The sequence below is a fragment of the Acidimicrobiia bacterium genome, from assembly GCA_016650365.1.
GTDB lineage: Bacteria > Actinomycetota > Acidimicrobiia > Spongiisociales > JAENVV01 > JAENVV01.
On the sequence record JAENVV010000214.1, the window covers coordinates 1 to 5,031 of the forward strand.

The following is a 5,031-nucleotide window of genomic DNA, read 5'->3' on the forward strand; positions in this document are numbered from 1 at the left end:
GCCGTGCGGCACCTCCGAGCGGACCAATGCCAGGTGGAGGGCACCATCCATCTGCATGTTTGCAACGTACGTGCCCTGGCCTCTGATGAAGCGCGGGTCTTCGACCCGCTTGACCGCCGCCCCGATGATCGATCCTGCCATAACGACGACTCTACCGGGGCTCTCCGACCCCGCGCCTGCCCCCCCGGACGAGTGTGCATACGAATTGCGATACGCAATCTGGATGCACACTCGACCAACGGATGGGGCTAGCCGCGAACGGGGACCAGGCGGTAGACGCCCCCATCCCACGTCGTGAAGAGCAGCTCACCGTCGCGGTCGGTACTGAAGCTGGTCACCTGGCCGACGTTGCCGAGTTGCTCTGACCAGTTGGTCATCTCGGTAGCTTCGCCATCAACGAGTTTGAAGCTGCGAATCCAGCCGCCACACCAGTCCGCATAGAAGTAGTGGCCGTCGAACTCGGGAATTGCTTGACCCCGGTAGACGACTCCGCCGGTGACCGAACAGTTGCCGCCTTCGTGTGAGTACTCAATGATCGGAGCCGTATAGAGGCTCGGATCGCACCCGCTGATGAAACAGTGCGTGCCTTCCATGGGAAGCCATCCGAAGTTTGAGCCGCCTCCGGTGTCCATGGATACGACGTCGATTTCTTCCCAGTCGCTGTGGCCGACGTCGCCGATGTAGATCATCCGTTCGACCGGGTCGATCGAGAACTTCCACGGGTTGCGGAGCCCGAACGCCCAGACCTCAGGGGCACCGCCACCATCCACGAACGGATTGTCGGCCGGAATGCCGTACGGGTCGCTGTCATCGACGTCCAGACGCAAAAGTGAGCTGAGCAACGTCTCGGGGTTCTGGGCGTTCTCGCTCGCCGCCCCTCCTTCACCGAGGCTTAGCCAGAGATACCCATCGGGTCCGAAGACAATCGTCCCGGCGTTGTGACGATCGGTTGGCTGCTCGAAGAACAAGATCTCTCTGGCCGAGGCCCGATCGCCGACTCCTTCGGCCGTCAATCCGAACTCGACGAGGTGGCTGTCGTTGTCCGGGGCGGTGTAATAGACGAAGAACCGTCCGTTGGATACAAAGTCAGGATGCAGGGCGAGACCAAGGAGACCCTGCTCGATTCCGTTGGCCCCCACCCGGTCGGTCAGGTCAAGAAACTCGGCGACCGTCCCGTTCTCGTCTACGGCGACGATACGTCCTTGCTGGTCGACCACCAGCAAACCCGCTTCGCCGGGGACGGGCACGGCGACCACCGGACGGTGAACCTCGGCGATGAGGTCGACCTCAAAACCCGTCAAGGGTGCGAGAGGTGTCGTCGTCGTGGTGGAGGTTGCAGAGGTTGTCGGCGTCGAGGGACCGGCGTCCAACGTCGTCGATGACGAACTCAGCGGGGCAGCGGTTGTGGCCGTCGTTGCGATCGATGGGATCGTAGGAACCGGGTCAGAGACCTCTGATGTTGTGCAGGCGGGAACGATAAGCATGAGACCCAGCGCTGCGCCGACCAGGCGACTCTTCGTTGTCACTTGTCATTCACCTGTCTCGTCGAGTCTTCCATCGGCCAGGTCTGCGAACACGTTGAAGGCAGAATCGTTGAGGAACACCACGGACGCCTTTCCTGCCATCCCGGGAGTCCCATCGACGACGATGTTCGGAATCTCAAATGGGTCAAGCTCAAACAACGCCGCCAGCACCAGGAGACGATTTTCAATCGGAAGGTTGGTGAAGGTGTACTCGTCAAGCAACTTCAGGTCGGTTGGAATGTTCAGCGGGCCCTTGCCAATGACGGAGGCCAGACCCCATTGCATGATGACCCCGTGGTGAAAGGATCGGGTGAAGTCGCCCCCTTTCAGCATGCGATTTCGAGCGAAAGCCAGAGCCTGGAACCCATCGATCATCTGCCGGCCGGCACTGAAATAAGCCTTGGATTTCGGCTCGGCCATGTCGAAGGGGATGTCGATCTCGAAACCCCCGAAGTTGTTCACCAGCTTCGTGAAGCCCGAGAAGCCGGTGACGATGTAGCCGTCAAACTCCAGTGCCGTGAGCAGGGTGCCGGTTGCGACGACCACCTCGGGGCCCCGACCGGACATGACGTTCGTAAATTTGGTCTTTCCGCCGTAGGAAGCTTCGACGTAGGTGTCGCGTGGCAAGCCGACGATGGATGCGCTCGAACCGTCGGGTGCGACATTGACCAAATGGAGGCTGTCTGCCCTTAGTTTCACAGGGTCTTGTTTGGTACGGGCATCTGATCCGATGATGAACAGCCGGTGAGGTTCGTCGCCGAAATAGGGAGCGAGGCCCATGCTCGTTAGCCGTCCACCGACCAGGGCCCAGGCTTCACCGTCGGCCGACGTCGCCAGAACAAGGTCGTCTTGCCAAACGCCAACTCCAACCCAGCCATCGCTGAGTTCGGCCACGGTCAGTCCGAATTCGGCATTGATGTCCCCGGAAGGAGTGGCTCCAGCCAGGTGCTCTGCAAAACCGGGAGTGGCCGAGGGAAGCGGCCCGGTGCCGCCTGCGTACCGGTAGCCGGCCGTGATGGCTTCGATCAGGCCCGGCGGACCGGTCGCCGTAATGGCAACGCCGAACGTGTCGACGGTTGTGGTGGGCTCCGATGCGAGGGTTGACGACGAGGTGGGGAGGGTTGGGCTGGTGGTTGTCGTGTCATTGGTCGTGCTACCGCATGCGGCGACACTGAGGACGATGGCGAGTGGAAGTATGAGGCGCTTCATGGAGCGCGGCATGGTACCGGTGGTCGCGCGCCTGTCCGAACCCGCTTTTGACGCCTCTATACTGCCGTCGGTTTGCGAACAACAGGAGAAGCTCGATGACGACGTATGTCATTCTGGCGATCGTCTCTGGTGTCGCCGCTCTCGGACTTGCCTTTGTTTATTCGGGGCAGGTTCACGCGGTTAGCCAGGGAAACGAACGCATGGTGGAACTAGCCGCAGCAATTCGAGAGGGTGCCATGGCGTTCCTCAAGCGGGAGCTGCAATGGGTGTCGGTCTTTGTGGCTGTCATGGCCATTTTGATTGCCACGTTGCTCGAAGATGGATGGCAGCGGTCGATTGCCTACACCCTTGGAGCAACATTGTCCTTTGGTGCAGGCTTCATCGGGATGCGGATTGCCACCGCGGCCAACGCTCGCACCACTGAGGCTGCCCGCACCGGTGGCATAGTTGCGGCTCTGCCGATTGCCTTCCGGGGTGGTGCCGTGATGGGCTTCACTGTGGCCGGACTTGGCCTTCTCGGCGTTTCAGTGGTGTGGCTCTTCCTCGTCAATGTGAACGGAATGGCGGTCGACAAAGCTGCCGAAATCGTCGCCGCCATTGGACTGGGTGGATCGTCGGTTGCGTTGTTCGCTCGCGTCGGGGGTGGCATCTACACCAAAGCTGCCGACATCGGCGCCGACCTGGTTGGCAAAGTCGAAGCCGGGATTCCTGAGGACGACCCTCGCAATCCGGCGGTCATCGCTGACAACGTTGGTGACAACGTCGGCGACGTAGCCGGCATGGGTGCCGACCTGTTCGAGTCGTACGTCGGCTCGCTCGTCGCCCCCATCGCTTTTGCGGCGATCGTGTACAGCGGTGAACTGCAAGTTTCGGCAATCATCTTTCCGCTGGCTGTTGCCGCGCTCGGGATGTTTGCCTCGATCATTGGCTCGTTCCTTGTGAAGGCGAAGTCGGACGCCGATCTGTCGGCTGCACTGCACCGCGGAACCAACTTCGCCATGATCACCGCCGGAGTCGGTGTGCTTGGACTGGCCTACCTCGTCTTCGGTGGCATCGAGGGCGTGAAACCGGTTGGTATTTGGCTGGCCGTTGTGGTTGGTCTGCTGGTCGGTTTTGCGGTTGGCAAGATCTCGGAGATCTTTACCTCCGATCACTACAAGAAGGTCAAGGGAATCGCCAAGCAGGCCGAGACCGGCCCGGCGACGGTGATTCTGGCTGGTATCGCCGAGGGCAAACGCTCGGCGGCGTATTCGGTCATGGTCACGGCCGCCGGCATTTGGGGTGCGTATACGGCGGGTGACTGGGCCTTCCCAACCGAAGGTGGAATCTACGGTGTGGCCATTGCCGCCATCGGCGTGCTTGCCACCCTGGGTATCACCATCGCCGTCGACGCCTACGGCCCGATTGCTGACAACGCGGGTGGCATCGCCGAGATGGCACACCTCGATCCTGAGGTTCGCGAAGCGACCGACGCACTCGATTCGCTCGGCAACACGACCGCGGCCATTGCCAAGGGTTTCGCAATCGCTTCGGCGGCGGTCACCTCGTTGGCGTTGTTCTCGACCTTTACGAAGGCGGTCGGCCTTGACTCGATCAACCTGATTCACGTCGGTTCGATCGTCGGTCTGTTCCTCGGTGCCATGTTCCCGTACCTGTTCTCGGCCATGACGATCGACGCCGTCACCAGGGCCGCGTACGCCATGATCGAAGAGGTCCGTCGTCAATTCCGTGAGATCCCCGGGCTGCGAGACGGCGACCCTTCGGCCAAGCCGGAGTACGCCAAGTGCGTGGATATTGCGACCACTGGAGCGTTGCGGGAAATGGTGATCCCCGGTTCGCTGGCCATCATCTTCCCGCTCGTTATCGGGTTCATCGATGTCGAGGCGCTGGGCGGATTCCTGGCCGGAGCACTCGTATCCGGGTTCCTGCTGGCGATCTATATGGCCAACGCAGGTGGCGCTTGGGACAATGCCAAGAAGTTCATCGAGGCGGGCGCCTATGGGGGCAAAGGATCGGATGCCCACAAGGCAGCTGTCATCGGCGACACCGTCGGAGATCCCTTCAAGGACACTTCGGGTCCGGCCATGAATATCGTTATCAAGGTTATGACAATTGTGAGCCTGATCTTCGCCTCGGCGTTCGTCTAACCGTTTACCAACAAGTGCATTGAGGGGTCGACCGGTTGGCCGGCCCCTTTTTGTTTGGTGAGGACGCGCGCTACTTTGGTCTGATGCGAATCACGCTCATGCGCCACGGCGAAACCGATCTGAACGCTTTGAACGTATGGCAGGGCCATTCC

General features: G+C 60.9%; 4 protein-coding genes. 1 reads left to right on the top strand and 3 read right to left on the bottom strand.

What is annotated here, in order from left to right; translation table 11 throughout:
* The 3 genes from JJE47_12900 to JJE47_12910 form a co-directional block, all read right to left on the bottom strand.
* A partial coding sequence (locus JJE47_12900; GenBank protein ID MBK5268323.1) for a hypothetical protein occupies positions 1 to 141 on the bottom strand: 141 nt, incomplete at its 3' end.
* A gap of 107 nt (positions 142 to 248) precedes the next feature.
* On the bottom strand, positions 249 to 1,526 hold the full coding sequence (locus JJE47_12905; protein ID MBK5268324.1) for a PQQ-dependent sugar dehydrogenase: 1,278 nt from the start codon (positions 1,524 to 1,526) through the stop codon (positions 249 to 251).
* A 3-nt stretch (positions 1,527 to 1,529) separates the two neighbouring features.
* Positions 1,530 to 2,732 carry an LCP family protein gene (locus tag JJE47_12910; protein MBK5268325.1) on the bottom strand — a complete coding sequence of 401 codons (1,203 nt, stop codon included), beginning with the start codon at positions 2,730 to 2,732 and terminating at the stop codon, positions 1,530 to 1,532.
* 95 nt (positions 2,733 to 2,827) lie between these two features.
* Here JJE47_12910 and JJE47_12915 point away from each other — a divergent pair, with 95 nt between their 5' ends.
* A complete protein-coding gene (locus JJE47_12915; protein MBK5268326.1) occupies positions 2,828 to 4,879 on the top strand; it encodes a sodium-translocating pyrophosphatase in 2,052 nt (683 codons plus the stop codon).
* Positions 4,880 to 5,031: the final 152 nt, after the last annotated feature.

Coding starts and splice junctions, on each gene's coding strand:
- JJE47_12910 (MBK5268325.1), bottom strand. CDS start 2,732: ATGAAGCGCCTCATACTTCCACTCGCCATCGTCCTCAGTGTCGCCGCA.
- JJE47_12915 (MBK5268326.1), top strand. CDS start 2,828: ATGACGACGTATGTCATTCTGGCGATCGTCTCTGGTGTCGCCGCTCTC.